We start from the raw sequence: 24,229 nt of genomic DNA on the forward strand, positions 1-24,229 counted from the left end.
CTTACGCCGTGGCCGAAATCGTCAATCTCCGCCAGGCCCGCAAGCAAAAGGCGCGGGACGAAAAGCTGCGCGCCGCCGAACAGAACCGCGCGCTGCACGGCCGCTCCAAGGCCGAAAAGGAACGCGACCGCGTCGCCGCCGACAAGAGCGAAAAATTCGTTGCCGGGCATCGTCGTGAAAAGCCCGGCGACCCCGGCCGTCAATGAGCCCGGTCGAAAAGCGTTCGGTGACCATTCGCGGCCACCGCACCAGCTACTCGCTTGAAAAGCCCTTCTATGACGACCTCGTCGCGATCGCGGCGACCAGGGAGCTGACGCTCGCTGCTCTTGTCGCCGAAGTCGACGAGACGCGGCCCCGCGACACCAACCTGTCCTCGGCGTTGAGGCTCCATGTGCTGGAGTGGGCGAAGCGAGGAGAAAGTATCTAAAGGCTTTCGACCGCGTCGTCCTTTTTCCTGCGTCTGGTGCCAAAGCCAAGCAAGGTCGAACGCTCGCGCTCCTCGGCCTGTTTCCTGGACCGCACGCGCATCAGATCCTTCCAGCCGACATAGCCGACCAGCAACGAGCCTTCGCGAGTGACGACGGGCAGATGGGAGACGTTGGCCATCAGCAGCTTGTCGGAGAGGCCTTCGAGATATTCGTCCGGATAGGCCAGCGTCACCTTGCTGCCGGCCAGCAACGCGCCAAGCGTGGTGGTGCGGTGCGTGCCGGCGCGTCTCCAGCGCAAGATCGCCGGCGGATCGATGAGGCCCAGCACCTGACCGTTCTCGTCGACCACCGGGAAACTCGGATGCCGTGTTTCCGGCGCCGTCAGGAAGGCTGCTGCGCCATGCAGCGTCATCGTCGCCGGCACGCTTTCGACCTGCGACGTCATCACCTCGCGCACCCTGGTCAGGGCGAAAGGGTCGACACGGTATTCGCGAACCAGATGGTGTCCCCTTCTGGCGATCTTTTCGGTCAGGATCGAACGCTTCATCAGAAGCACGGTGACGGCGTGCGCCGCGGCGCAGGCAGCAATCAGCGGCACCAGCATATGTGTGTTGCCGGTCAGTTCGACGGCGAAGAACGTGGCGGTCAGCGGCGCGCGCATCGTGCCGCCCATGGTGGCGGCCATTGCCAGCAGTGCCCAGAAACCCGGATCCGCGGCAGGCAGAACGCCGGCGAGCACAGCGCCCATAGCCCCGCCCATGATCAACAGCGGCGCCAGCACACCTCCCGACGTTCCCGAGCCGAGCGCTACCGACCAGATGATCGCCTTGACCACCAGCAGCAGGAGTGCCGCCGTCGCGACGGTGCGGCCATCCAGCATGTCGGTGATGTTGTCATAGCCGACGCCGAGCGCGTGCGGTTCGATCAGCCCGCCTATGCCGACCACCAGGCCGCCAAGCATCGGCCACCACATCCAGTGGATCGGCAGCTTCTGAAAACCGTCCTCGCAGGCATAGACCATCTGCGTCAGCAGTCCCGACAGAAGTCCTGCACAAACGCCGATCGCCACCCAGCCGGCAAGGCCGACAAAAGACACCTCCATGCCGCCCTGAAACGGAAAGATCGGCCCGGGCAGATGCAGCATGGTGCGCTCGACCTCGGCGATAACAGCCGCGACCGCCACCGGAATGAAGCTGCGCGGGGTCCATTCGAATAGCAGCAGTTCGACCGCCAGCATGATGGCGGCGATCGGTGTTCCGAACACCGTGGTCATGCCCGCTGCCGCACCAGCCACCAGCAGGGTCTTGCGCTCGTTGTCGCTGACCGGCAGCATCTGCGCGATCAGCGAGCCGATCGCGCCGCCTGTCATGATGATCGGTCCTTCCGCGCCGAACGGTCCGCCGGAACCGATCGAGATCGCCGACGACAGCGGCTTCAGGATCGCCACCTTGGCGTCGAGTTTCGAGCGCCCGAGCAGGATCGCCTCGATGGCTTCGGGAATGCCGTGGCCGCGGATCTTCTCGCTGCCATAGCGCGCCATCAGGCCGATGATCAGCGCACCGATCACCGGAACGAGGACGGCGGCAAGCCCAAGCGGCGTGTTCTCGAGCTTCAGGTCGGCAAGCGAGAACTGGCCGAAATAGGCAATGTTGGTGGCAAGCCGGATCAGCTTCAAAAGCGCGATGCCGGCAAACAACCCGGCTGTCGCCACCACCACGGCAATGGCGGCGACGAGCAGAACCCTGGGATCCGTGGTGAAATCGCGCAGGTGCTCCGGGTTCGAATGATGGGTCTTCATGGCAGTTGCTTCCTGGCGGCGGCCGTATGTCTGGGGTGCGGCACGGTCGAAGCGGCCAGCCGGGTTTGTCGGTGGCTATGTATCGTAACACGATATAAATATTCAAGCCGGTTTCGCCCGAAATCCGTTTGAGCTTTCGCCGGAAAACGAACACATGTCTGATATGTCGCAGCCACGAGAACAACGTCCCGCCATCAGCCAGGCCGATTACCAGCGGCTGTCGGAGTTTCGCTACCTGATCCGCCGGTTCCTCGAATTCAGCCAGGTCCAGGCGGAAGACGCCGGCCTGACCCCGCGCCAGCATCAGGCGCTGCTGGCGATCAAGGGATTCCCCGGCGGCGGCCCGGTGACGGTTGGCGATCTCGCGGAACGCCTGCGCATTCGCCACCACAGCGCCGTCGAACTGGTCAACCGTCTCGGCGAGGCAGGGCTGGTCACAAGGGATCAGGACAAGGACGACCATCGCCGCGTGCTGCTGCAACTGACCGAGCGCGCCGACGATTGCCTGGCCGAGCTGTCGGCGGCGCATCTCGACGAACTGTCACGCATCGAACCGATGCTGCGGCGGCTGCTCGATCGAGACCGTGGGTAGTCGACTACTACTGCAGCGACTTCAGCAGATTGTCGATCGTGAACGGATTGGCCTTCGGCTTGGCCGGCGGCGGATTGTCGTTGGCCTGCGGCAGCGGCGCCCGTTCCACCTTCGGAGGCTGCGCGGCCTTGCGTTCGGCTTCGAGCCTTGCCTTTTCCTGCGAGGCAATACGCATCGCCTCTTCCGCCTTCTGCCGCTCCTGCTCGGCCTGCGCCTTGGCGGCCTCGTCGGCGGCCTGCTTTTCGGCAGCCGCCTTCGCATCGGCATCGGCCTTGGCTTTGGCATCTGCGTCCGCCTTGGCTTTCGCCTTCGCGTCGGCCTGAGCCTTTGCGTCCGCCTCAGCCTGAGCCTGTGCATCCGCTTCGGCCTTGGCCTTGGCGTCAGCTTCGGCTTTGAGCCGCGCTGCTTCCTCCTGCCGGCGCAATTCCTCGGCCGCCTTGTCGCGAGCATCCTGCAGCGCAGCGTAATAGCGCACTTCGCGCCGCAGCCGCTGCTTCTCGAGCAGCGCGGCCTGCATCGCCTCGACGCGCTGCTGCTCCTTCTCCAGCGCGCGCTGGGTCAGGAACTGCGCCAGCGGCTCACTGTCGAATGCTCGTTTGACCGCGCCGAACGGCCCCTCGGCGGTGAAATTCACAACCGGCTCGGAGCCGACCAGCGCCTCGTCGCCAGGCTGATAAGTGATCGCACCCTTGGCCGACACCGTGGCCGCGTTGAGATCCGCCGTGATGTCGGCGGACAAGGTCGCCGCTGGATTTTCCAGGCTGACCGGCGGCGCCCGCAGCGTGCCGCCGGCAACCGTGAAGGCTATGTCGGTATCGCCAGCGGCAAAGCTGCCATCAGCTGCGATCTCGGGCGCGAAGCCGGCGGTCTTGGCCGCATCGATGTCGCGCCCGATCGCATCCGCCTTGGCGAGGAACGCACTGAACGCATCTGGATTGAGGCCAGCAACTTTCACGCCCTTCAACGCCGCAGTTCCGGAGCCTGACAAGGCAGCCACCATCCCTTCGACCGATTTGCCGCTGCTTGACAGCGCCGTCGACAAATCGCCGATGCCGCTGATGCCGGCATCCGGCAGCACGGTCGCCAGATCGGCGCCCGCCAGTTTCATCTGGCCAGAGAACAGCCCGGTGCCGTTGTTGTTCTTCAACTCGAATAGGCCGGTCAGCGCCCCGCCCAGCAACTTCGCCTTGAGATCCGAAACGCGGATGCCTTCCTGGTCGAGCTTGAGCGAAAAGGCGGCGTCATAGGCGGTGGCGAACCGGCCGGCGGCCAGTGCTGCCGTCGTCAGGTCGAGGTCGGCGGTGAATGGCAGGCTGGATTTCTGGCTGAACGGTGTCGCCGGCCACACGCCACCCTTGCCTGCCCGGTCTTTGGCTGCGCCCTCCTTGTCGGCCAGAAAGGCGGAGTCGCCGAACAGCGCCACCGCCAGGGGATCGAGGTCAAGTTCGTCGAGCGCCAGCGCCCCGGCCAGATGTGGCACGCCGTCCTTTACATCGATATTGACGTCGCCGGACACCGCCGCTTCGTTGATGGCGCCGCTGAGTTCGTCCAGCACCAGCAGGCCGTTGCCGTAGTCGCCCTGCGCGGCGAGCGACGTCGACATGCCCGCCCCCATGCCTGGCAGGCCGATGCCCGACGTCATCAGCCATGGCTCGATGTCGGCGGCATCGAGGCTGAGCTTGCCCTTGGCGGCGAGGCCTTGCGGCGTGTCGGCGATCGTTCCCTCGAAACCGGCCTTGAAGTCATTGCCGGCAAGGCTGAAATTCGTCGCCAGGCCGCCGCCAAACGTGCCCTTGGCCTGAATATCGGTGTTTGCCTCGCCCAGCATGCCGAGCGGCAGCGCCGGCAGGCCATAGAGCGCCAGCAGCGCGGTGGCATCAGGATTCTTGGCGTTGAAGGTCAGCGCCACCGGCGCTTCGAGAAGCTTGTCCACCGCCCCCTTCCCCGACAGCGACGCCGAAAAGGCCGAGCCGCCGGCCTTGCCTTGCCCGCTTACCGCCAGGCCCGTGGTGCCGTCGCCATTGTCGGCCGCACTGGCCACCAGGTCGATGCGCGCATCCTGGAACAGCTCGGGATAGGCAGCAGCACGGCTCGACAGTCCCTTGAGCACGGCACTGTCGGGATAGTGCTGGGCGGCGACATCGATCAGCGGCTTCAGATCGACGGCAACCACCGACGCATCGAGCTTGCCGGTCGGGCTCGCGGGGAAATCCTTGATCCGGCCGGTGGCGCTGATCGAGGCGCCGGCCAGCCCGCCCACCGAAAGCCGGTCGATTTCGAGCAGCCCGTCGCGCAGCCTGAGCGCCGTGTCGACCGTGTCGGCGGTCAACCCGCCGGCGTTGACCGGCCCGGCCTTGATCTGGAAATCGAGGTCGCGGTCGGCAAAGCGATTGGCGCCCTTGTCGCTGACGAAGATCGAGGCGAAGGCCGCCAGCCCGTCGACATCGAGATCACCGCCTTCGAGCCGCATCAGCACCGAGGGCTTGGCATCGTCGGGCTGGCTGGAATCGATGCGGCCGGAAAACTTCGCCTTGCCCAGGATCAGTTCGAGATCGCTGAAGGCCTGGCGCTTCTGCGAGAGGTCGACCTTGGCCTTGAAGCCGGCGGCCGGCAGGCGGCGGATCGCCTCGTCGACATCCTTCGACAGCCAGGCGGCAAAGCCGGAAGGTTGGGCCACGGCCAGCAGCAGCGAGCCGTTGAAGCCGAAATGACCCTCCAAATTGAGCACCAGCATGCCATCCGCTTCCAGCGTGGTGCGGCCGGGCAAGGTCGCGGCAAGCGATTTCACCGACCAGCCGCCATCGACCGGCTCGGCGGAAAGATGCACGTCGCGCACCGTGGTGTCGCCGACCACCACCGCCGGCAGCTTGACCTCGACCGTGCCGGGGATGGTCGGCTTCGGCATATCGAGCAGCGCTTGCTCGAACGCCGCGATGCGCTGGTCCAGCGTCAGGCCGGCGCCGGCTTCGGCGCCCACCGCCTCGTCGAACTGCACCTGCGCGCCATTGGCCTCGATGGCGAAACTCGGTTTCAGCCCGAGATCGACAGAAGCCTTGCCATCGGCGGTGTAGGGGTTGTCGAGCGGCCCGGTCTCGAAGCGGAATTCGTCGACACCCAGCTTCTGGTGGTCTAGCGAAAACTTGCCGTTCAGCCGAAAGCCCGGATCGGGCTTGCCGGCCGAGACTTTCACCGTCTCGCCATCGGTGCCGCGCAGCTCGGCGCTGTTCTTGTCGGCACCGGAGATCTTGAACTGGCCGGAGTAGACGGCAGCCCCATTGACGATGCCGGCATTGCCGTCGGTCTCGATGACCAGCGGATAGGCGTCCGGATCGGCCTTCAGCCGAAACCGCATCTGTCCTGAGCCTTCGGCCTTGCCGGTGGACGCGGTGACCGCGGTGCGCAACCCGTCCAGCCGCAGCGTGCCGTCCATGCGCCATGGGCCGGCCAGCGACTTGGCCGAGACGGTCGAATTGATCTCGGAAAACAGATGGCTGCGCCCGCCAGCGGCATGGCGAACTTCGATCTGACCCTCCGTCACCGTCAGCTTCTCGATCGAGATCTGGCTGGGGTCGAAGGGCGAGGACGGCCGCATCGCCCAGTCGACCGTGCCGTCATTGGCGATATCGATGGTCGCTTTCGGCCGCACCAGCCGCATGTCGAAGATCAGCACTTCACCGCGCAGGAAGGGCGCCAGTTCCGCGTCCATTGAAAACGTCTCGACCGTCATGGCCGGCTGGCCGTTGGGGCCGCCGGCGACGGCGACATTCGAGAAGGTCACCGAGGGAAACGGCAACAGCCTTGCGGTGGCGTCGCCCTGCACGGTCACCTTGCGGCCGAGAATGGCGCTCGCCTCGCGCTCGAAGTCGGCGCGGTAGCCGGTCCAGTCGATAAAATACGGCACCACCAGCGCCGCACACAGCACCAGCACGAACAGGCCACCGAAGATCACGAACAGGCGTGCGAGCATCAGCTCCGAATGGGTTGGTTGAATTTCCGCCGCACTCTACCCGCATCCGCGTGTCGATAAAGAGGCAATTCATCCAGTTGCGCGATCTCCGGTGATCTGAAACAAATCCCGGCGAAGCGGAGAAATCGGATGTCGGGCAAGAACTGGGATCGCGTGCCGATCGATGCGCAAAGTGTCGACGCTCCGCTGTCCCTTTCGGCGGTCTTTCTTGTCGTCGCCGTCGCCAGTGGGCAGAGCGCGCTCGCCAAGGTTGCGTCGGTGCTCGGCAAACTCGACGACCTGGTCAAAAATGTCGGATTCCGCGACCTTTCCGGGCGGCTGTCGTGCATCGCCGGCATCGGCCGCGATCTCTGGGATCGTCTCTCTCCAGACCGGCGGCCGCTGGAACTGAAACCGTTCGCGCCGATCAAGGGTGCCGTTCATTCGGCGCCTTCGACCGCCGGCGATCTTCTCTTCCACATCCGCTCCGAGCGACCCGACATGTGCTTCGAGTTCGAGCGCATCCTGCTCGACAATCTCGGTGACGGCGTAAGCGTCATCGATGAGGTTTCCGGCTTTCGCTATTTCGATGCGCGCGACCTGCTCGGCTTCGTCGACGGGACCGCCAACCCGACCGGCCTCGACTTGCCCGCCTCTGCGCTCATCGGCGATGAAGACGCCGACTTCGCCGGCGGCAGCTATGTCGTCGTCCAGAAATATCTCCACGACATGCAGGCCTGGGCGCGCATTCCGACGCCCGAGCAGGAAGCGATCATCGGCCGCACCAAGATCGACAACATCGAAATCGACGATGACGATGCGCCGCGCAAATCGCACAAGTCGCTGGCCACCATCGAGGATGCCGCCGGCAACGAGTACGATATTTTGCGCGACAACATGCCGTTTGGCAGGCCGGGGCAGAACGAGTTCGGCACCTACTTCATCGGCTATTCCAGATATCTTTGGGTCACCGAAAAAATGCTGCAGCGCATGTATATCGGCGAGCCGCCGGGCGCCTACGACCGCCTGCTCGATTTCTCCACACCGCACACCGGCACGACATTCTTCGCGCCAACCCGCCCCATGCTGCAGACGCTTGTCGAGGGCGGACAGGCGAAGCCTGCCGCACGGTAGGCAGGCGTCCTCAACGATTTCAGCCCGCGATCACCGCGAATTCAGCGTGCGTCGCGCTTTGCCTGTGCCACCTTGGCCGCCCTGCGCTGCCGGCCGAGTTCCATTGGCCGGACCAGATCCGGCGCCCTCTGGTTCGCCACCGGCCGCATACCCCTGTGCGCGGTGCGCGAGTTGAAGGCGGGGCCGTCCGATGCCGCCCCTTGCTTCATCACCAATGCCTTGCGCGCATTCTCGATCAGCGAAACGCTGGCGGCCAGTTGCCGGCGCCGCTCGGCCTCGCCATTCAGGCGCCGCATGGCCATGGCCAGCACCGCAAGCTTGAGCTGCGACCCGCCATCAGCCTTCGAAGGCGTAGCGCCCTTCGCCGCGCCCTTGCCCCGGATCTCACGCCGGCGGCGGTGTGCTTGGGTCTGCGCCTTGTCGCGCCGCTCCCGCAACAGCTTGACCAGGCCGGCAAGATCGGCGTCGGAGAGCTCCTGCACCGCCGGATGGTGAGACTTCTCCACCAGATCGTGTTCGTCGGCACTCAGCGCGCGCGCTTCTTCCTTGCGTGAAATCGCCATGGCATCCTCCTCCGCTGGCACGCCTGTTGGCTTCAGGCCCTGCTACCGGCCAAGCCTCGGCCCGAATGGTGGCGCGGTCAAGACTGGCCGCCTACGAACCTTGCGTCGGAAAATCGGTTAGTTTCCCGGCAAGATCTTGCCCGGGTTCATGATATCAAGCGGATCGAGCGCCTGCTTGATGGTGCGCATGATGTCGACGCCGTGGCCGAGCTCGTGGCGCAGGAAGCCGATCTTGCCCTGGCCGATGCCGTGCTCGCCGGTGCAGGTGCCGTCCATGGCGATGGCCCGCATGTTGAGCCGCGCGACGAATTTTTCCGACAGCGCGATCTCCTTGGGATCGTTCACATCCATCAGCACAAGCACGTGGAAATTGCCGTCGCCGGCATGGCCGACGATCGGCGCGATCAGGCCCATCTCGGCGATATCGGCCTCGGTTTCCATGACGCATTCGGCAAAGCGCGAGATCGGCACGCAGACATCGGTCGACAGCCCCTTGGCTCCCGGCCGCAGGGTCAGCGACGACCAGTAGGCGTCGTGCCTCGCCTTCCACAATTTGGTGCGCTCCTCGGCGACGCTGGTCCACAGGAACGGCCCGCCGCCATTTTCCTCCGCGATCATGCCGAAGGTTTCGGCCTGTTCGGCAACGCCGGCATCGCTGCCATGAAACTCGACGAACAGGCACGGGCTCTCGGGATAGTCGAGCTTGGAATAATTCTTCATCGCCCGCATCTGCAAGGCGTTGACCAGTTCGATGCGCGCCACCGGGATGCCCATCTGGATCGTCGCGATGACCGCGTTGCAGGCCGCCTCGACGCTCGGAAACGGGCAGACGCCGCCGGAGATCGCCTGCGGGATGCCTTGCAGCTTCAAGGTCAGCGACGTGATGATGCCGAGCGTGCCTTCCGAGCCGACCAGCAGCCGCGTCAGATCATAGCCGGCCGAGCTCTTTTTCGCCCGCTTGCCGGTCGTCACCGTTTCGCCGTCGGCCATGACGGCGGTCAGCGACAGCACGTTCTCGCGCATCGTGCCGTAGCGCACCGCGTTGGTGCCGGAGGCCCGCGTTGCGGCCATGCCGCCCAGCGAGGCATTGGCGCCGGGATCGATCGGAAAGAACAGGCCGGTGTCGCGCAGGTGCCGGTTCAAATCCTCGCGGGTGACGCCGGGTTCGACCGTGCAGTCGAGATCCTGTGGATTGACGGCCAGGATACGGTTCATGCGCGAGGTGTCGACCGATATGCCGCCGCCGGGTGCGTTGGTGTGACCCTCCAGCGAGGAACCGACGCCGAAGGCGATCACCGGCACGCGGTGCGCCGCACAGGCGCGCACGATCTCCTGCACCTCGGCCGTCGTCTCGGGGAACGCAACGCCATCCGGTGCCTGCGTCGGAATGTAGGTGGTGGTATGTGCATGCTGCGAGCGGATCGCCTGGCCGGTCTGGAATCGCTCGCCGAGCTGCTGCTTGAGGATGCCGAGCACCGCAGCGATGCCTTCCTCGTTGCGTTCGACCGGGTTGAGGTCGCTCAGAGCCATGAATTCCTCCGCGAATGGACCAGCGTCCATGCTTGTTATGCGTCTATGGATGCGTAAAGCAATTCCAGGAAAAGTGTGAAGCGGTTTTCCGTCCGAAATTGCGTCAGAACAATTCCGTCCGAAATTGCGTCAGAACAAATAGAGTCTCCGGAGCCACGCTCTGTCCAGCACCAGAACAAGGAAGTTTCGATGCCCATCCCCACTCCCTTCGTCTCGAAACCCATGGACATCGAGAAGGACTGGATCGACTACAACGGCCATCTCAACATGGCCTATTACAACGTGCTGTTCGACCGCTGCTCGGACGACGCCTTCGAGGCAATGGGCATGGGACCGAACTATGCCAGGGATCGCCGCCTCACCATCTACACCGCCGAAGTCCATGTCTGCTACGTGCAGGAGCTGCATCTCGAGCACAAGGTCACGGTCTCTTTCCAGCTCATCGACCATGACGACAAGCGGCTGCGGGCCTATCAGGAAATCCGCCATGTCGACGGCTGGCTGGCCGCGACTTCCGAATCGCTGTCGCTGCATGTCGACATGTCCGGGCCGAAGGTGGCGCCCTTCCCCGCCGATGTGCTGGCCAGGGTCGAAGACATGCGCGCCGCCCATTCGGCCCTGCCGATGCCGGAACGGGCCGGCCGCTCGATCGGCATCAAACGCAAATAGGGCGATGCCGACACCTCTCGTTTCCGGCTTCAAAGCCACACCGGCGATCTAAAATCGCAGAACCTTGCCGTCGACCGGCGGCGGCGCTTGAAGCGGCGCGGCGCCCTCGTTAACCTTACCAAGGTTTTAACGGGAACAAGCCATTTGAGCCGTTGCGCGACTCAGCGGGCCGGTCGAAAACGATCTGCATCGAGGTAGCGACACGGGCGGCGCGGCGCCGGTTCGAGGAAAGTGCATGAAAACCGACATCAAGGTCGAGGTGGACAGGTTGGCTGCCGATCCGCGCATCACCGACTACGATTTCTGGCGCTCGCTCAAGAACGTCAACAATGAGATCTTCCACATCGCCAACAACAACGAGCCGATCCCGTTCGACATGATCCGCTGGCGCGCCATCCTGAAACAGGCGCGCATGAAGCGCGGCCACGCATAAGGTCCTCGAACAGAACAATCCCCGCAAGTCAAGCCTGGCGCCTCAACGCCGCCAGGGCCGAACGCGCCACCACCGGCGAGGACTGGATGATAGCCGTGTTGGTCATCGCGTAGGGAATGATGCGGTCGATCACCCGCTCGAGGTCGACCACCGACCCGACATGCGCCAGCGCGATGAAACAATCCTCTCCGGTTACGCGGTCGCATTGCACGATCTCCGGCAGTTCGCGGATGATCTCGGCCACGACGGCCAACTGCCCCGGCACTGGCCGGATGCGCAGCCATGCCGACAGCGGCAGGCCGAGTGCCGTCGGGTTGATCCTGACCGAATAGGCCTCGATGACGCCGCTTTCCTGCAGCCGCTTGATGCGCTCAGCCACACTCGGTGCCGACAGGCCCACCGAGCGTGCCAGCTCCGCCGTGCTGGTGCGCGCGTCCTTTTCCAGCAGGCGCAGGATCTTCATGTCGGCGGCATCGAGATCGGCGCTTTCAGTTCGAAGGCGCTTCATGGAAAACTCCTTTATTCCGGGAGAAAGATAGCCGAAAGAGCTAATCATCATCTATATAAATAGGCAAATCTGCCTGCGATACTGATCCGATGGATGATCAAACGCAAGCTCTCGCGGCGACCCCTGCCCCGGGCAACTTCACGCTGGGCAAGCTGACGGAAAAACTGCCGCCGCATGTCTGGTTCGGCGTCAGCGCCGTCTTCCACTATCTCGGGCCGGCCTTCGCCGTGCTGCTTTTCCCGCATGTCGGCGTGCTCGGCATGGCGTGGCTGCGCATCGCCACGGCAGCACTCATCTTCGCACCCCTGACCCGTCCATGGCGAAGCTTCGCACGCGCCGATCGCACGACGCGGCTGCTGTTGCTGGCCTTCGGCGCCTGTCTGGCGGTGATGAACTGTTCGTTCTACCTGGCGCTCGACCGACTGCCGATCTCGCTGGTGGCGGCGATCGAATTCGTCGGCATCATCGGCGTCGCGGCGATCGGCCTCAGGAGCACGCGCAATCTCGCCGCCCTTGCCATCGCCGTCGCCGGCACCTTGCTGCTCATCGATGTCAGATGGTCCGACGATCCCATCGGGCTGTTCTGGGCCATCCTCAACGGGGCGCTGTTTGTCGGTTACATCGTACTCGGCCATCGCGTCGCCGCTTCAGGCGCCGGCAGCGGCATCGCCGGCCTGGGTGCTGCCATGGCGATCGCCTTCATCGTCGTGCTGCCGATCGGCTTCACCGATGCGCTGCCGGCCTTTTTCTCACTGCCGCTGCTGCTCGCCGCCATCGGCGTCGGCATCTGCTCGTCGGTCATTCCTTACATCTGCGACCAGCTCGCCATGTCGCGGCTGCCACGCGCGAGCTTCGCGCTGATGCTGTCGCTGCTGCCGGTCACCGCGACGCTGATCGGCGTCGTCGTGCTGCGCCAGATTCCGAGTTTTATCGATTGCCTCGGCATTGCGCTGGTGGTCGCCGGCGTCGCCTTCCACAAGCCGGCATCGGCCGGCTAACTCCGGAGGCCTGATTCTAGGTACGAACTGCGACAGGAAGGCTCAAGATTGAACCAAATCGGCGTCTGATCCGTTGTCACCCGCGAAAATGGCTTGGAGTGACAGAATGGAATGGAAACGGACCAGGGAGCCTGCCGACGCATGGCACATGACGGACGATCTGCATGTCGAGCACGGCAAGGGCGATCCGTTCGCGGCGGCTATCCGCGCCACCCGCATGTCGATGATCATTACCGATCCCCGACAGCAGGACAATCCTATCGTGTTCGCCAATGACGCTTTCCTGCGACTGACCGGATATGAGCGTCATGAGGTTCTGGGCAGGAACTGCCGCTTCCTGCAGGGACCGAAGACCGACAAGGCCGCTGTCGAACAGATACGCGCGGCGATCGAGGATGAAACCGATGTCAGCGTCGATATCCTGAACTACCGCAAGGACGGCTCGACCTTCTGGAACGCGCTCTACATCAGCCCCGTTTCGAACGACAAAGGCGATTTGCAGTTCTTTTTCGCATCGCAGCTCGACGTCTCGGATCGCAAACAATCGGAGAGTCGCATTAACGCGGACAAGGACCGCTTCGAAAAGGCGGTGAAGGAACGCACCGCGGAACTGGAAGCCGCCCTCGAGGCGCAGACCACCTTGCTGCATGAGGTGGATCACCGGGTGAAAAACAACCTGCAGATGATCTCTTCCCTCATCATTATGCAGCGGCGGACCATACGGGACGAAGCGATCAGGCGTTCGTTGACCACCATGCTGGAGCGCATCGAAGCCCTGAGCACCGTGCATCGGCGGCTTTATCAGTCGAAGGACGTCAGCAAGTTCGATGTGGCGGATTTCGCCAAGGATCTGGTGACAGACCTGCTGACGGCGTCGGGGCGCTCTGAGATCAGTCCGGCTCTCGACCTGGAACCGATCGTCATTTCCGCGGAAAAGGCAACGCCCGTCGCTCTGATGGTCAACGAACTCGTCACCAATGCTCTCAAGCATGCCTTCAAGTCCAAGCCCGACGGAATGTCGGCCGGCCGCCTGGGCATCAAAATGAGCCAGCCCGACGGCCATTTGAATATCGAGGTGTCGGACGACGGCGTCGGCATGGCCGACGCCAACGGCGATGCCTCGTTCGGCATGCGGCTGATCAAATCGCTCGCCCGCCAGTTGCATGCCGAGATCGAATGGCGCGACACCGGCCCCGGCACGAAGGTCGTTATCTCGATCCCGAACGAACCTCAGGAAAAAGGGAATGTGTCATGATTGAGCCGCTCAAGGTCCTGATCATCGAGGACGAAGCGCTGCTGGCAATGGAGCTGGAGAGCCTTGTCGAGGACGCCGGCCACAGCGTCGTCGGCTGGGCGACCTCTTCGACGGAAGCCATGGCCATGGCGGATGCGACCGAAGCCGACATCGTCTTTGTCGACATCCATCTGAGTGACGGGCCGTCCGGCATCGACGTGGCCAAGTACATAGGCGAAAGGAAGAGTTCGACGGTGGTGTTCATGACCGCCAATCCGAAGCGCATCCCCGATCATTTCGCCGGCGCGATCGGCGTCATAGCCAAGCCTTACACGATGAACGGGCTGACGTCGGCGTTGCGGTACCTGCAGGAAGGCGTGCGCCGCCCGCCCCCCGTTTCGGCGCGGCCGGCCGGCTTCACCCTGTCGCCGGCCTTCGAAACCGCCTGGGCGCCGGCGGCATGACAGCTGAAGTCATTTCAGTTTTTCCCGAAGGAAGGCGATCGTTCTGCCCCAGGCGAGGTCAGCCGCCTTCTTGTCGTAGCGCGCCGCCGACGTGTCGTTGTTGAAGGCGTGGTTGGCGCCTTCATAAACATAGACCGTGTAGTCGACATGCGCCGCGTCGAGTTCCTTCTTGAAGGCGTCGATGCCGGCATTGATGCGCTCGTCGAGTCCGCCATAGTGCAGCAGCAAGGCCGCCTTGATCTTGGATACATCGGCGGCCTTCGGCTGCATGCCGTAATAGGCAACGCCGGCACTGAGATCGGGCGCGTTGACGGCCAGCATGTTGACCGTGCCACCGCCCCAGCAGAAGCCGATAGCGCCGACCTTGCCGTTGCCGTCCTTGTCGCTCTTGAGGAAAGCGACGGTCGCAACACCGTCAGCGATGGTCTGCGCCGGATCGAGCTTGCCGAACATGTCGCGCGCCTTGTCTTCGTCGGTCGGCGTGCCGCCGAGCGGCGACAGAAAATCCGGCGCCAGCGCCACGAAGCCTTCCAGCGCCACGCGCCGCGCCACATCGCGGATATGCGGGTTGAGCCCCCTGTTCTCATGCACGACGATGACGGTACCGAGCTTGCCCGCCTGGTTCGCCGGCTTGACCAGATAGCCCTTCATCTCGCCGCTGCCGCCGGGGTAGCTGATGTCCTCGCCCTTCACGCGCGGATCGTTGTCGGCGACGATTGCTGCTTGCGCCGAATTGGCCGCCAGAAGCGGCGCGATCGCCGCCGCCGCCGCACCTGATCCGGCAAGCCGGGTCAACTGCTCCATGAACCGGCGGCGATCGAGCGTCAGATGCGTGTACTCGTCATAGGCGTCGATCATCGCCTGGGTGATGGTGGGCTTGGCGTCGGGTCTCGTCATGGATGGGCTCCTCTGCTTCGGGCTTCAATTCCCAGCTACATAGGGACCAAGCCGGCATCATCCAGTCGAGCACTCATCGCTGCCGTCGATCGCCTCAGGCGTATGCCGCCGGCCGCGTCCGGGCAGCAAAGCCGGTGCCCATGCGCGGCCGTGTCATCACTTTTTAGTCATTGGCGATAAATCCTGCTGGCGCTGCCACAATCGTGAAGGAAGGTGGCTATCGACGGTATCTTGACCGCGTGCAGACCCAGAAGGAAGCGAGACCATGACCATGCCTTCCCCGATCCTCGCCAGCGCGGTCGTCCTTGCGGTGGCCGCCGCTTTGGCCCTGCGCTCGATGGTTGTGAATGCAGGCAGACTATCGTTGATCAGGGTCCGCACTGAGCGGAACCGCAACACGAAAACCCAGGGTTGAGGTGACGCCATGAACGTCCAGGACATCGTCAACACCGTTTCGCAGAAGGCGGGCCTCGACCAGGCGACGACGGAGAAAGTCGTCGGCACCATTTTCTCGGTGCTCGAACACGAGGCGGAGGGCACCAGCGCCTCGGCGTTCTTCGCCAGGATCCCCGGCGCCGACGACCTCGCCCATCAATATGACGTCATGGCCGCCGCTCCGGCCGGCGGTGGCGGTTTTCTGTCGTCGTTGCAGGGCGCGCTTGGCGGCGTTCTCGGCGAGAAGGCCGGCGCGCTGATCAACGGCATCGCCGCGCTCAAGGCATCCGGGCTCGACATGGCGCAGATCCAGAAGGCCGGCGCGACGCTGATCCAGCAGGCCGAAGCCGCCGCCGGCCCCGACCTGACCAACAAGGTGCTCGGCTCGGTGCCCAGCCTGAAGGGTCATTTGGGGATTGGCTGATCGACAACGGGCCGATCGGAAGATTCCCGCCCCTCATCGCCCAGTCGGGCACTTTTCCCCGTCACTATGCGGGGAAAAGATACCGGCACAGATGAGGGGCGGCGCGACCTCTGAAAGATCGCGTTACCCTGTCGCCCCTACTTCGGCAGCGCGTAGGCCATCACATAGTCACCAGGCTTGGTGCCGACCGAACCGTGGCCGCCGGCGACGATGACCACGAACTGGCGGCCGTCGGCGACCGTATAGGTCATCGGCGTCGATTGCCCGCCGGCCGGCAGCCGCGCCTGCCACAGCTGCTTGCCCGATGTCAGGTCGTAGGCGCGCAGGTAGTCGTCGACTGCGGCCCCCAGGAAGGCGACGCCGCCGGCGGTGATCATCGGCCCGCCGATGCCGGGCACGCCGACCTTCAGCGGCAGCGGCAGCGGCGTCATGTCGTAGACGGTGCCGTTGCGGTGCTTGTAGGCGATCTTGCCGGTCCTGAGATCGGCACCGGCGACATAGCCCCAGGGCGGCGCCTGGCAAGGAATGCCGAGCGGCGACAGGAACGGTCCCATCACCACCGCATAGGGCGCGCCCTCGTTGCGGTTCAGCCCCTGTTCGCTGCCCCGCCCTTCGTCCGGCGGCGGCACCTGATCGCGCGGGATCAACTGCGACTTGAACGCCAGATAGGTCGGCATGCCGAACAGCACCTGCCGGACCGGGTCGACGGCGACGCCACCCCAGTTGAAGGTGCCGAAATTGCCGGGGTAGATCAGCGAGCCCTGGACGGAAGGCGGCGTATAGCGACCCTCATAGCGCAGGCCCTGGAATTCGATCCGGCAGGCCAACTGGTCGAACATGGTGAGGCCCCACATGTCGGCGCCGGTCAGCGGCTTCGGCATGAAGGTGAGGTCGGAGACCGGCTGCGTCGGCGATGTGTGGTCGCCTTCGATCGCGCCGCCGGGCGCCGGCACTTCGTTGACCGCGATGACCGGCTCACCGCTGCGGCGGTCGAGCACATACAGATCGCCCTGCTTGGTCGGTCCGACCAGCGCCGGCACCACCGTGCCGTCGGGTTTGGTGATGTCGATCAGGCTCGGCTGCGCCGGTACGTCCATGTCCCAGAGATCGTGGTGCACGGTCTGCCGCACCCATCGCACCTGTCCGGTGTTGAGGTCGAGCGCGGTGATCGACGACGAGAACTTCTCGACATTGGCACTGCGCCCGGCGCCGAGCTGATCCGGCGTCTGGTTGCCGAGCGGCACGTAGAGCAGGCCGAGCTTCTCGTCGGCGCTCGGCGTCGACCACATGTTGGGCGAGTTGGCGGTATAGGTCTGGCCGGCCGGCAGCGGCGTCGTCTGGTCCGGATTGCCGGAATCCCAGTTCCACACCAGCGCGCCGGTGGCAGCGTCGTAGGCGCGGATGACGCCGGACGGCTCCTGTGTCGAATAATTGTCGTTGACCGCGCCGCCGACAATGATCTTGCCGCCTGAGATCAGCGGTGCCGAGGTCGAGTAATAATAGCCCGACTTCGGATAGGGCATGTTGGTCAGAAGGTTCAGCGTGCCGCCCTCGGCGAAAGCCGGGCAGATCTGCCCGTTGGCGGCGTCGAGCGCGATCAGCCGCGCATCCGAGGTCGGCAGGTAGACGCGGGTCGCACAGGGCTGGCCGGCGGCGCCGGCGGCATCGGCGTAATAGGCCACACCGCGGCAGGTCTGGTGCTGGCGGTCCTTGTCAAGCTTGACCTTGGGATCGAAGCGCCATTTCTCCTTGCCGCTCGCGGCATCGATGGCGATGGCGAAATTATGCGGCGTGCAGATGTAGAGCGTGTCGCCGATCTTCAGCGGCGTCACCTGATAGGTGGTCTCGCCGACATCGTCCGGTCCTTTCACGTCGCCGGTCTGGTAGGTCCAGGCAGGCTGCAGCTTGGCGACATTGTCCGGTGTGATCTGGTCGAGCGGCGAATAGCGCTGGCCGAACTGCGTGCGGCCGTAATAGTGCCACTCGCCGGCCGGCACGTCATTGCCGAGATTGGCGTTGGCGACCACCTTGTCGGTGCCGAGTTCGCCGGCAATGTCCTTCGGATCCGAAGTCATCGAATAACCGGCGACGGCCAGTGATGCCAGCACGGCAAGGATCAGCGGCGCGCGTGCGTCAGGGCCGACAAGACCCCGCCTCGCCCACGGCGTCAGCAGCCACAAAGCGAGAAGCACGATGACGCCGCCGCGAGGCCCGAGTTCCCACCAGTCGAAGCCGGTTTCCCAGACCGCCCAGGCCAGCGTGCCGAGCACGATCGCCGCGTAGAGCCACAGTGCGGTGGACCGGCGCCGGTAGAGCAGCCAGGCGGCGATCAGGAAGGCAAAGCCAGCAACGACATAGTACCAGCTGCCGCCCAGCATCGCCAGGCGGATGCCGCCGCCGCCGAGTGCCAGGCCGATGAGGAAAAGAATGAGGGAGGTGATGGTGACAGCCAAGATGATACTCCTTCGACTGTTGCGCTTTGCCACGCCAAGGACAGCCCGATGTCCCGTTCCTGCCCTGCGCACAGCTTTCTCCTGCCCGCCCCGCCTGTCAAGCTGGCCCACACGCCAAGGTGGCAATTCATCTTGCCTGCGGTCGGGTTATCGAGCAGTCTCCGTCGCAGCATCACCGTGGAGTAGACCGAGTCATGCCCTTCGTCTTTCCGCCATGGATGCGCATTGCCGGCGCGCTGTTCGGCTTCGTCGTGCTTATGGCTGGCAGTCAACCGGCGTCGGCACAAACGCTCGAGGAGATCAACAAGGCAAGCGGCTTCCACGAGATGCTGGCCGGCCTCGGCCCAAGCATAGTCGCCGGCATCAAATCCGTGCCGGGGCCGGAAAAAGTCAAGGAAGCCTTGTCCGCCGCCGCTGAAGGCGCTTTTGACGCTGACAGGATGGAGAAAGCCGTAGAGGCGCGGATGACGGGCCGGTTGCAGCCCGTCGATCTCACCGATCTGGCTGCTTTCTTCGATTCACCATTGGGCAGGCGGGTCACAGCCCTGGAGATCCAAGCGTCCGATCCGCAAGCCGTGGGGCGCAAGAAGATCGAAGGTCCGAAAATCCTTGGAGGACTTCAGGCGGGAGATCCGGCACGGCTCGCGCTGTACCGGAAAATCGTCGACGATACCAGCGCCGTGGACATGGCTGAAGCGATCGCATTGAACATGGGCTATGCGATGGTTTCGGGAATGCTCGCGGCAGCCGGGCAGCCTTTATCGGATCAGCAGATAATGGTGCTGGTGCATAAGCAGGCCGGCAACCTTCGTGAAAAAGCCGAAAAGGGGATCATGGAAGGAAATGCTTTCGCCTATCGTGACTTGTCGCTCGACGATCTCAGGCTTTACGCGGCATTTCTCGCGTCCCCTGCGGGCAGCCATTACTACGACCGGATGCAGACGGCACTCGGCGCCGTGATGACCGATGAGGCGCGTTCGTTAGGGCAGCGATTTTTCGTCGCTCTCGGCTACCGCAAGGCCTGAACAGCCCGTACATCCTTGCCGCCAGCACTTTAGCGGAACAAAACGTAGACAGTTCTGGTCTTTCCCCACCGAATCACTACATTCGGGGGCGATGTCCGGCTTTTCCGAAGACATGCCCTTTTTCGACGAACCCAATGCGCGGCCCTCGGCCCCGTCGGGTATCGCCGCGCGCGCCATGGCTGCCCGCAGCGGACACAACAACGCACCCGACTATCTGAAGGGCCTCAACCCGGAGCAGCGGCTAGCTGTTGAAACAACGGAGGGTCCGGTTCTGGTGCTGGCCGGCGCCGGCACCGGCAAGACCCGCGTGCTCACCACCCGCATCGCCCACATCCTCGCCACCGGCAAGGCGTTCCCGTCGCAGATCCTCGCGGTGACCTTCACCAACAAGGCCGCGCGCGAGATGAAGATCCGCATCGGCGTCCTGATCGGCGAAGGCAATGTCGAGGGCATGCCATGGCTCGGCACCTTCCACTCGATTGGAGTGAAGCTGCTTCGCAGACATGCCGAACTCGCCGGCCTGCGCTCCGACTTCACCATCCTCGACACCGACGACGTCGTGCGGCTGATCAAGCAGCTGATCCAGGCCGAAGGTCTGGACGACAAGCGCTGGCCGGCCAAGCAGTTCGCCCAGATGATCGACGGCTGGAAGAACAAGGGGCAAGGCCCCGCCGACATTGCCGAGGGCGACGCGCGCGCCTTCGCCAACGGCAAGGGCCGCGAACTCTACAAGGCCTATCAGGAGCGGCTGAAGACGCTGAACGCCTGCGATTTCGGCGACCTTCTGTGCCACCCGATCCGCATCTTCCGCGCCAATCCGGACGTGCTGAAGGAATACCATAAGCGCTTCAAGTACATCCTCGTCGACGAGTACCAGGACACCAACACCGCCCAGTACATGTGGCTGCGGCTGTTGGCGCAAAGGCCTCAAGGCAAGCCGATCTCCCCCCTTGAGGGGGAGATTGGGCGCTCTTCGGCCGAAACCCGCGCCACCGTAAACATCTGCTGCGTCGGCGATGACGACCAATCCATCTATGGCTGGCGCGGCGCCGAGGTCGACAACATCCTGCGTTTCGACAAGGATTTCCCCGGCGCCACCATCATCCGGCTGGAGCGCAACTACCGCTCGACCGCGCACATCCTTGGTGCCGCCTCCCACCTCATCGCTCACAATGAGGGCCGCTTCGGCAAGACGCTGTTCACGGATCGCAACGATCCCGAGGATGGCAAGGTCAATGTCCACGCCGCCTGGGATTCCGAAGAAGAAGCCCGCGCCATCGGTGAGACCATCGAGGCCTATCAGCGCCAGAAGCACAATCTCAACGACATGGCTATTCTTGTCCGTGCATCCTTCCAGATGCGGGCCTTCGAGGATCGCTTCATCACACTCGGCCTCAACTACCGCGTCATCGGTGGCCCGCGCTTCTACGAGCGCCTGGAAATCCGCGACGCCATGGCTTTCTTCCGTGTCGTCGCGCAAGGCGCCGACGACCTCGCTTTCGAACGCATCGTCAATGTGCCCAAGCGCGGCTTGGGCGAAGCCACCATCCGCCAGATCCACGACACCGCCCGTGCGCTGCGCATCCCTATGCTGGAGGCCGCCGCCAAGCTCGCCGAAAGCGACGAGTTGAAGCCGAAGCCGCGCGCTGCCTTGCGCGAAGTGGCGGCCAATTTCGAGCGCTGGCAGAAGGCGCTGGAAACCACGCCGCACACCGAACTCGCCGAGACCATTCTCGAAGAGAGCGGCTACACGGACATGTGGAAGAACGACCGCTCGGTCGAAGCCCCCGGCCGGCTGGAGAACCTGAAAGAGCTGATCCGCTCGATGGAGGAGTACGAATCGCTGCGCTCCTTCCTCGAGCACGTCGCGCTGGTCATGGACGCCGAACAGAATGCCGGGCTCGACGCCGTCTCGATCATGACGCTGCATTCGGCCAAGGGCCTCGAATTCGAGACCGTCTTCTTGCCCGGCTGGGAGGAAGGCCTGTTCCCGCATCAGCGCGCGCTCGACGAAGGCGGCCGCTCCGGGCTGGAGGAAGAGCGCCGCCTCGCCTATGTCGGCCTGACGCGGGCCAAGAAGAACCTGCATATCTGGTTTGTCTCCAACCGCCAGATCCATGGCCTATGGCAGTCGACGATCCCGTCGCGTTTCCTCGAGGAATTGCCGAACGCCCATGTCGAGGTCGCTGAAAGCGGCAACTCCTACGGCGGCTACGGCAATTCCTATGGCGGCGGTTCCTTTGCCTCCGGCCGCGGCGGCCAGGGCGCAGGACGGCAGAACCCCTATGGCGCCTCGCGCTTCGACAATGTCGGCGCCGACAGCGAAAAATCCGGCGCCTTCTCCAACACCTATGCGACGCCGGGCTGGCAGCGCGCGCAGGCCAACCGCACCGAGGCGACCGACCGCAACTGGGGCTCGCGCTCGGGCCACCAGGTCGAGCGCATCGGCTACGGCGAGACGGACAGCGGCTACGGCGCCGGCCGCACCTCGGTCAAGGGCCGCACCATCGACGGCGAGCTGGTCGCCAAATCCGTCTCCGACAAGCCGTCCGCCTTCAACGTCGGCGACCGTGTCTTCCACCAGAAATTCGGCAACGGCAACATCTCGGCCATCGAAGGCAACAAGCTGACCATCGACTTCGACAAAGCCGGCCAGAAACGCGTGCTGGATGGGTTTGTGGCTGCGGTGTGAAGATGGCGTTTTCCCCGCGGAAGCCTCACCTTCGTCATCCACGGGCGAAGCAAGGAGCGTAGCGACGCGGCGCAGACCCGAGGATGACGAAGTGATTGATGTCTACGCCAATCGTCAAGGCATGCGGTCCGCCAACGAAACAGCCCCTCACCGATACCGCGCCTGATTCCATTTGTGCCCCAGCAGCGACAGGATGATGATCAGCCCGTTGAAGAACTGCACATAGAAACCGCTCAATCCCGCCGCCACGACGCCGGTCTGGATGAAGGACACGGTAACCGCGCCGATGGCGCCGCCGACGACGGTGCCGATGCCGCCCCAGGTCGGCGTGCCGCCGACGAACACCGAGGCCAGCACCGGCAGGAGATAGCCGTCACCGGCGGTCGGCCACCAGGTGAAGTTGATCATCACCGAAAAGGTGCCGGCGATCGCCGCACCGATGCCGACGAAGACGAACACTTTCACCCGCACGCGCTTGACGTCGATGCCCATCTGCTGGGCGCTGTCGGGATTGTCACCCACCACCCTCACCTGCGCGCCAAAACGATGGCGGTTATAGAGCATCGCCGACAGCACGACGAAGCCGATGGCCCAGAAGATCTGCACCGGAATGCCCAGGAGCTGGCTGGAGAAGATCGTGTAGGCCCAGCTGTCGCTGAGGCTGGTCAGCGCCATCGACTTGCCCTCGTTGATGATCTGGATCAGGCCGCGCAGCAGGAAATTCATGCCCAGCGTGGCGATCAACGACGACAGCCCGCCATAGACGACCAGCGAGCCTACGAGGAAGCCGAGCAGCATGCCGGTGACGAGTGCCGCGGCGATGCCGAGAAACGGATCGTAGCCGGCCTGCACGACCAGCGCGAAGACCCATGAGGCGAAGCCCATCGTTGCCGGAAACGACAGGTCGATCTCGCCGCAGGTGACGACGAAGACCAGCGGCACCACCACGAACAGCGCAACGGGGAGCGTCGTCAGCACCGAACGGTAGAGATACCAGGTGGTGAAAACGGTCGGGTTGGCGATCAGGAACACCGTCATCATGACGATGAACACGGCGAGCGTGCCGAGCGCGGCACGGTTGTCGAGGATGAAGCCGCGCATCCAGTGATCGGATGGGTGCCTCCATTCTTTCTGAGAACTGGGACGGGGAATGCCGGAGGACGGCTCGTGCAGGTCGGGCTCCATGGTCTTGCTCATCGTGCTCTCTGCTCCGCGTCGCCGGCATCGTGCAGCCCGGCCAATCCGCCGGGATGCGCGACCTCTTCCATGAAGTTGATGAGATCTTCGGCCGACTTGACCTCGCTGCGGTCGGTCGTCAGTGCAACCTTGCCGCGGTCCAGCACCACGAAGCGGTCGGCGATGTCGAAGACATGATGGATGTTGTGGCCGATGAACAGGATCGAGCGGCCGCTCGCCCGCACCTGGCGCACGAAATGGAATACCTTGGCGGTCTCGGTCAGCGACAGCGCCGTCGTCGGTTCGTCGAGGACGATCAGCTCGGCCTGCTTGTAGATGGCGCGGGCGATCGCCACGCCCTGGCGTTCGCCGCCCGAAAGCTGGCCGACGATCGACTGCGGCGTGAACACTTTCGAGGTGAAGCCGATCTCGCGCATCAGCCGGCTTGCCTCCTCGATCTCCTTGTTGACCCTGAGAAAGCCCATGAAGCCGGTCAGCTCGCGGCCCATGAAGATGTTGCGAACGATGGTCTGCTGCACGGCCAGCGCCCGGTCCTGGAACACCGTCTCGATGCCGGCCTCGCGCGAACGCGCCGCGCTCCACCCGGTCACCGGCTTGCCACGCACGAGGATTTCGCCGCTGGTCGGCTTGACCACGCCCGAGAGGATCTTGATCAGCGTCGACTTGCCGGCGCCATTGTCGCCGAGCAGGCCGACGACCTCGCCGCGGTCGACGCTGAGATTGACCCCGCCCAGTGCATAGACCTGGCCATAGGACTTGCTGATGTCGCGCAGTTCGATGAGGCGTTCGGCCATCGGATGCTCGCTTTC

The 24,229-nt window shown here is 64.2% G+C and carries 22 protein-coding genes; 13 read left to right on the forward strand and 9 right to left on the reverse strand.

Annotation, left to right across the window (positions count from 1 at the left end):
• The first annotated feature begins 8 nt into the window (after positions 1–8).
• Complete coding sequence (locus tag LB519_RS22930; RefSeq protein WP_024501426.1) at positions 9–206, forward strand: DUF4169 family protein; 198 nt, start codon at positions 9–11, stop codon at positions 204–206.
• Complete coding sequence (locus tag LB519_RS22935) at positions 203–427, forward strand: ribbon-helix-helix domain-containing protein (protein ID WP_013531014.1); 225 nt, start codon at positions 203–205, stop codon at positions 425–427. Before LB519_RS22930 ends, LB519_RS22935 begins: the two co-directional genes overlap by 4 nt.
• Here LB519_RS22935 and LB519_RS22940 read toward each other — a convergent pair.
• Entirely contained in the window at positions 424–2,226 is a 1,803-nt protein-coding gene (locus LB519_RS22940; protein ID WP_013531013.1) for a chloride channel protein, read from the reverse strand. The two genes, LB519_RS22935 and LB519_RS22940, sit on opposite strands and share 4 nt — an antisense overlap.
• 154 nt (positions 2,227–2,380) lie before the next feature.
• On the opposite strand from LB519_RS22940, the gene LB519_RS22945 reads away from it, so the two are divergent.
• A complete protein-coding gene (locus tag LB519_RS22945; RefSeq protein WP_013531012.1) occupies positions 2,381–2,818 on the forward strand; it encodes a MarR family winged helix-turn-helix transcriptional regulator in 438 nt (145 codons plus the stop codon).
• 7 nt (positions 2,819–2,825) lie between these two features.
• On the opposite strand, the gene LB519_RS22950 is transcribed toward LB519_RS22945, so the two are convergent.
• Positions 2,826–6,785, reverse strand: a complete 3,960-nt coding sequence (locus LB519_RS22950) for an AsmA family protein (protein WP_224621280.1) — start codon at positions 6,783–6,785, stop codon at positions 2,826–2,828.
• A gap of 129 nt (positions 6,786–6,914) precedes the next feature.
• Between LB519_RS22950 and LB519_RS22955 the strand changes: the two genes are divergently transcribed.
• A complete protein-coding gene (locus LB519_RS22955; RefSeq protein WP_224621281.1) occupies positions 6,915–7,898 on the forward strand; it encodes a Dyp-type peroxidase in 984 nt (327 codons plus the stop codon).
• Positions 7,899–7,939: 41 nt separating this feature from the next.
• Here LB519_RS22955 and LB519_RS22960 read toward each other — a convergent pair whose 3' ends face one another.
• Entirely contained in the window at positions 7,940–8,461 is a 522-nt protein-coding gene (locus tag LB519_RS22960; protein WP_224621282.1) for a hypothetical protein, read from the reverse strand.
• A 117-nt stretch (positions 8,462–8,578) separates the two neighbouring features.
• Positions 8,579–9,991, reverse strand: coding sequence for an FAD-binding oxidoreductase (locus tag LB519_RS22965; RefSeq protein WP_013531008.1), 1,413 nt, complete (start codon positions 9,989–9,991; stop codon positions 8,579–8,581).
• Positions 9,992–10,180: 189 nt separating this feature from the next.
• Between LB519_RS22965 and LB519_RS22970 the strand changes: the two genes are divergently transcribed.
• Together LB519_RS22970 and LB519_RS22975 are read left to right on the forward strand one after the other, a co-directional pair.
• Positions 10,181–10,660 (forward strand): thioesterase family protein, encoded by a 480-nt coding sequence (locus tag LB519_RS22970; protein WP_013531007.1) that lies wholly within the window; start codon positions 10,181–10,183, stop codon positions 10,658–10,660.
• Positions 10,661–10,895: 235 nt separating this feature from the next.
• A complete protein-coding gene (locus LB519_RS22975) occupies positions 10,896–11,093 on the forward strand; it encodes a hypothetical protein (protein WP_013531006.1) in 198 nt (65 codons plus the stop codon).
• 28 nt (positions 11,094–11,121) lie between these two features.
• On the opposite strand, the gene LB519_RS22980 is transcribed toward LB519_RS22975, so the two are convergent.
• Entirely contained in the window at positions 11,122–11,601 is a 480-nt protein-coding gene (locus tag LB519_RS22980; RefSeq protein ID WP_013531005.1) for an Lrp/AsnC family transcriptional regulator, read from the reverse strand.
• Positions 11,602–11,690: 89 nt separating this feature from the next.
• Here LB519_RS22980 and LB519_RS22985 point away from each other — a divergent pair, with 89 nt between their 5' ends.
• The 3 genes from LB519_RS22985 to LB519_RS22995 all read left to right on the forward strand — a co-directional run bounded on the left by LB519_RS22985 (position 11,691) and on the right by LB519_RS22995 (position 14,297).
• Positions 11,691–12,599 carry an EamA family transporter gene (locus tag LB519_RS22985; RefSeq protein ID WP_024501431.1) on the forward strand — a complete coding sequence of 303 codons (909 nt, stop codon included), beginning with the start codon at positions 11,691–11,693 and terminating at the stop codon, positions 12,597–12,599.
• Positions 12,600–12,705: 106 nt separating this feature from the next.
• Positions 12,706–13,854: a histidine kinase dimerization/phosphoacceptor domain -containing protein gene (locus LB519_RS22990; protein ID WP_024501432.1), complete on the forward strand. Its 1,149-nt coding sequence runs from the start codon at positions 12,706–12,708 to the stop codon at positions 13,852–13,854.
• The gene (locus LB519_RS22995) at positions 13,851–14,297 is read left to right on the forward strand and encodes a response regulator (RefSeq protein ID WP_024501433.1); all 447 of its coding nucleotides are present in this window, start codon (positions 13,851–13,853) and stop codon (positions 14,295–14,297) included. Before LB519_RS22990 ends, LB519_RS22995 begins: the two co-directional genes overlap by 4 nt.
• Positions 14,298–14,306: 9 nt before the next feature.
• On the opposite strand, the gene LB519_RS23000 is transcribed toward LB519_RS22995, so the two are convergent.
• On the reverse strand, positions 14,307–15,194 hold the full coding sequence (locus tag LB519_RS23000; RefSeq protein WP_224621283.1) for a dienelactone hydrolase family protein: 888 nt from the start codon (positions 15,192–15,194) through the stop codon (positions 14,307–14,309).
• A gap of 265 nt (positions 15,195–15,459) precedes the next feature.
• Here LB519_RS23000 and LB519_RS23005 point away from each other — a divergent pair, with 265 nt between their 5' ends.
• Both LB519_RS23005 and LB519_RS23010 read left to right on the forward strand, forming a co-directional pair.
• Positions 15,460–15,609: a hypothetical protein gene (locus tag LB519_RS23005; protein WP_084652542.1), complete on the forward strand. Its 150-nt coding sequence runs from the start codon at positions 15,460–15,462 to the stop codon at positions 15,607–15,609.
• Between the two features lie 9 nt (positions 15,610–15,618).
• Positions 15,619–16,053, forward strand: coding sequence for a hypothetical protein (locus LB519_RS23010; protein ID WP_127368749.1), 435 nt, complete (start codon positions 15,619–15,621; stop codon positions 16,051–16,053).
• Positions 16,054–16,190: 137 nt separating this feature from the next.
• On the opposite strand, the gene LB519_RS23015 is transcribed toward LB519_RS23010, so the two are convergent.
• Entirely contained in the window at positions 16,191–18,506 is a 2,316-nt protein-coding gene (locus LB519_RS23015; protein WP_224621284.1) for a glucose/quinate/shikimate family membrane-bound PQQ-dependent dehydrogenase, read from the reverse strand.
• Positions 18,507–18,700: 194 nt separating this feature from the next.
• Here LB519_RS23015 and LB519_RS23020 point away from each other — a divergent pair, with 194 nt between their 5' ends.
• Both LB519_RS23020 and LB519_RS23025 read left to right on the forward strand, forming a co-directional pair.
• Positions 18,701–19,531: a DUF2059 domain-containing protein gene (locus LB519_RS23020; RefSeq protein WP_063172472.1), complete on the forward strand. Its 831-nt coding sequence runs from the start codon at positions 18,701–18,703 to the stop codon at positions 19,529–19,531.
• A 91-nt stretch (positions 19,532–19,622) separates the two neighbouring features.
• The gene (locus LB519_RS23025; RefSeq protein ID WP_024501437.1) at positions 19,623–22,223 is read left to right on the forward strand and encodes an ATP-dependent helicase; all 2,601 of its coding nucleotides are present in this window, start codon (positions 19,623–19,625) and stop codon (positions 22,221–22,223) included.
• Positions 22,224–22,370: 147 nt separating this feature from the next.
• On the opposite strand, the gene LB519_RS23030 is transcribed toward LB519_RS23025, so the two are convergent.
• Both LB519_RS23030 and LB519_RS23035 read right to left on the reverse strand, forming a co-directional pair.
• Complete coding sequence (locus LB519_RS23030; RefSeq protein ID WP_027160618.1) at positions 22,371–23,420, reverse strand: ABC transporter permease; 1,050 nt, start codon at positions 23,418–23,420, stop codon at positions 22,371–22,373.
• Positions 23,417–24,214: an ATP-binding cassette domain-containing protein gene (locus LB519_RS23035; protein WP_013530993.1), complete on the reverse strand. Its 798-nt coding sequence runs from the start codon at positions 24,212–24,214 to the stop codon at positions 23,417–23,419. Before LB519_RS23035 ends, LB519_RS23030 begins: the two co-directional genes overlap by 4 nt.
• Positions 24,215–24,229: the final 15 nt, after the last annotated feature.

This window comes from Mesorhizobium sp. AD1-1, from assembly GCF_020164655.1.
Classification (GTDB): Bacteria; Pseudomonadota; Alphaproteobacteria; order Rhizobiales; family Rhizobiaceae; genus Mesorhizobium; species Mesorhizobium ciceri.

What these genes read in the sequence shown, in the direction of transcription:
- LB519_RS22935 (WP_013531014.1), top strand. Translation starts at nt 203, where the DNA reads ATGAGCCCGGTCGAAAAGCGTTCGGTGACCATTCGCGGCCACCGCACC.
- LB519_RS22940 (WP_013531013.1), bottom strand. Translation starts at nt 2,226, where the DNA reads ATGAAGACCCATCATTCGAACCCGGAGCACCTGCGCGATTTCACCACG.
- LB519_RS22945 (WP_013531012.1), top strand. Translation starts at nt 2,381, where the DNA reads ATGTCTGATATGTCGCAGCCACGAGAACAACGTCCCGCCATCAGCCAG.
- LB519_RS22950 (WP_224621280.1), bottom strand. Translation starts at nt 6,785, where the DNA reads ATGCTCGCACGCCTGTTCGTGATCTTCGGTGGCCTGTTCGTGCTGGTG.
- LB519_RS22955 (WP_224621281.1), top strand. Translation starts at nt 6,915, where the DNA reads ATGTCGGGCAAGAACTGGGATCGCGTGCCGATCGATGCGCAAAGTGTC.
- LB519_RS22960 (WP_224621282.1), bottom strand. Translation starts at nt 8,461, where the DNA reads ATGGCGATTTCACGCAAGGAAGAAGCGCGCGCGCTGAGTGCCGACGAA.
- LB519_RS22965 (WP_013531008.1), bottom strand. Translation starts at nt 9,991, where the DNA reads ATGGCTCTGAGCGACCTCAACCCGGTCGAACGCAACGAGGAAGGCATC.
- LB519_RS22970 (WP_013531007.1), top strand. Translation starts at nt 10,181, where the DNA reads ATGCCCATCCCCACTCCCTTCGTCTCGAAACCCATGGACATCGAGAAG.
- LB519_RS22975 (WP_013531006.1), top strand. Translation starts at nt 10,896, where the DNA reads ATGAAAACCGACATCAAGGTCGAGGTGGACAGGTTGGCTGCCGATCCG.
- LB519_RS22980 (WP_013531005.1), bottom strand. Translation starts at nt 11,601, where the DNA reads ATGAAGCGCCTTCGAACTGAAAGCGCCGATCTCGATGCCGCCGACATG.
- LB519_RS22985 (WP_024501431.1), top strand. Translation starts at nt 11,691, where the DNA reads ATGGATGATCAAACGCAAGCTCTCGCGGCGACCCCTGCCCCGGGCAAC.
- LB519_RS22990 (WP_024501432.1), top strand. Translation starts at nt 12,706, where the DNA reads ATGGAATGGAAACGGACCAGGGAGCCTGCCGACGCATGGCACATGACG.
- LB519_RS22995 (WP_024501433.1), top strand. Translation starts at nt 13,851, where the DNA reads ATGATTGAGCCGCTCAAGGTCCTGATCATCGAGGACGAAGCGCTGCTG.
- LB519_RS23000 (WP_224621283.1), bottom strand. Translation starts at nt 15,194, where the DNA reads ATGACGAGACCCGACGCCAAGCCCACCATCACCCAGGCGATGATCGAC.
- LB519_RS23005 (WP_084652542.1), top strand. Translation starts at nt 15,460, where the DNA reads ATGACCATGCCTTCCCCGATCCTCGCCAGCGCGGTCGTCCTTGCGGTG.
- LB519_RS23010 (WP_127368749.1), top strand. Translation starts at nt 15,619, where the DNA reads ATGAACGTCCAGGACATCGTCAACACCGTTTCGCAGAAGGCGGGCCTC.
- LB519_RS23020 (WP_063172472.1), top strand. Translation starts at nt 18,701, where the DNA reads ATGCCCTTCGTCTTTCCGCCATGGATGCGCATTGCCGGCGCGCTGTTC.
- LB519_RS23025 (WP_024501437.1), top strand. Translation starts at nt 19,623, where the DNA reads ATGTCCGGCTTTTCCGAAGACATGCCCTTTTTCGACGAACCCAATGCG.
- LB519_RS23030 (WP_027160618.1), bottom strand. Translation starts at nt 23,420, where the DNA reads ATGAGCAAGACCATGGAGCCCGACCTGCACGAGCCGTCCTCCGGCATT.
- LB519_RS23035 (WP_013530993.1), bottom strand. Translation starts at nt 24,214, where the DNA reads ATGGCCGAACGCCTCATCGAACTGCGCGACATCAGCAAGTCCTATGGC.